1 protein-coding gene is annotated in these 2,142 nt (G+C 36.8%); it reads left to right on the forward strand.

Going from position 1 to position 2,142, the window contains the following annotated elements; all coding sequences use genetic code 11:
* Positions 1-2,142, forward strand: a 2,142-nt coding sequence (locus tag EGI22_RS15465; protein ID WP_255069337.1) for a hypothetical protein, incomplete at both ends; no start/stop codon positions are given.

Consider the following 2,142-nt stretch of genomic DNA (forward strand, 5'->3'; position numbering starts at 1 on the left):
ATCCAGTTTTGACACCTGGTTCAATTGTAGAAAATACTTCAACAAATTGTGCAGGTTATAATCCCTCAACAATTTCAAGTATTCAAAATCCGTCTGGTGGAACGATTCAATGGCAAAAAGCGGAAGATTGCTCCGCCGCAAACCCTACTTGGATAAATATAGTGGGAGAAAATACTGCAACTTTCAACCCTCCTTCTCTTTTGGTATCGACTTGTTACAGAAGGATGGCTTTTGATTCTTGCAATACTGTATATTCAAATATTACGACTTTCAACATCAATCCAGATCCAAGTATAAACATCGTGGCTGACTCAGATTCGGTTTGTTTTGGAAAAACGCTTAATATCACAAAAACAGTAATTGGAGGTGAGGGAATTTGTAATATTCAATGGCAAATCAATAAAGTTAGTTCTTCTCAAAGTTCTACAGCTTGGAAAAATACTTCTGTTTCAGACGCTTTAGCCTTTAGTTTTGATAATCCAGGAAACGATAGCACTTTCTATTTTAGAGCAAGAGTGGATTGCATTAATAGTTCTTGCAATATCGCTACTTCCAATGTGCTTTCAATTGTTTTTCATCCTGATTTAAGTATTTCGGTGCCTTTTACAGATTCAACAATTTGTGCAGGTGCGAATGTAAGTATTTCAAGTTCAGGCTGTAAAGGTGATATTCTTTGGTCTAGTGGTCAAACTTCTGCTCAAATAAATGTTGTTCCAACCGAAAATACCACTTACACTGTCAATTGCAAAAACTCTTGTGATGCTATTTCTAAAAGTGTGAATATTACGGTGGTTCCCGGAATTGAGGCTCCAAATATTTCTACTTCACAATTGAATTATTGTTTTGGGGAAACTATAAAAATAACCGCAACTAACTGTGTTGGTAAAGTAATTTGGAGCAATGGAATACAAGGTGCTAGTATTGAAATTACTGCAAATGAAAGCTTTAGCATTTCGGCTTCTTGTTTCGATCAAAAATGCCAATCTCCACAAAGTCAAACGCTTAATATCAAAGTTTATCCAGTTTTGACGCCCGGTTCTATTGTTTCAAATACTTCTACAAATTGTGCGGGTTTCAATCCATTGACCATCGCAAGCGTTCAAAATCCTTCTGGAGGAACCATTCAATGGCAAAAAGCGGAAGATTGTTCAGCGGCAAACCCTACTTGGGTAAATATTTCGGGAGAAAATATTGCAACTTTCAACCCTCCAGCCCTATTGGTTTCGACTTGTTACAGAAGGATGGCTTTTGATTCTTGCAACACTGTGTATTCAAATATCACGACTTTCAGCATCAACCCAGATCCAAGTATAAGCATTGTTGCAGATACAGATTCGGTTTGTTTTGGAAATACTCTAAATCTCACAAAAACCGTAATCGGCGGTGAAGGAACTTGTAATATTCAATGGCAAATCAATAAAGTCAGTTCTTCTCAAAGTTCTACAGCTTGGAAAAATATTTCTGTTTCAGACGCATTAGCTTTTAGTTTCGATAATCCTGGAAATGATAGCACTTTCTATTTTAGAGCAAGAGTGGATTGTAGCAATAGTTCTTGCAATATCGCCACTTCCAATGTAGTTTCGGCTGTTTTTCATCCGCAATTGAGTATTTCAGTTCCTTTTACAGATTCAACAATTTGTGCAGGTGCTTCAGTAAGTATTTCAAGTTCAGGTTGTAAAAGCCAAATCCTATGGTCTACTGGAGAAACTTCTGCCCAAATAAATGTCGCTCCCATTGAAAATACCACTTACACAGTCACTTGTAAAAACTCATGTGATGCGGTATCTGAAAGTGTGAATATTACGGTGGTTTCTGGAATTGAAGCTCCAAATATTGCTACTTCACAACTAAATTATTGTTTTGGAGAAATCATTACTTTAAATGCCTCAAACTGCTCGGGTGATATAATTTGGAACAATGGAATGAAAGGTGCGAGTATTGAAATTACTGCAAATAATAATTTCAGTATTTCCGCAAAATGCCAAACTTCAGAATGCCAATCACCACAAAGTCAGACGCTTAACATAAAAGTCTATCCAGTTTTGGCACCTGGTTCTATTGAAGAAAATACCTCTACAAATTGTGCAGGTTTCAATCCATTGACCATCGCAAGCATTCAAAATCCATCAGGTGGAACTATTC

It is taken from the genome of Lacihabitans sp. LS3-19, assembly GCF_024343575.1.
GTDB lineage: Bacteria > Bacteroidota > Bacteroidia > Cytophagales > Spirosomataceae > Leadbetterella.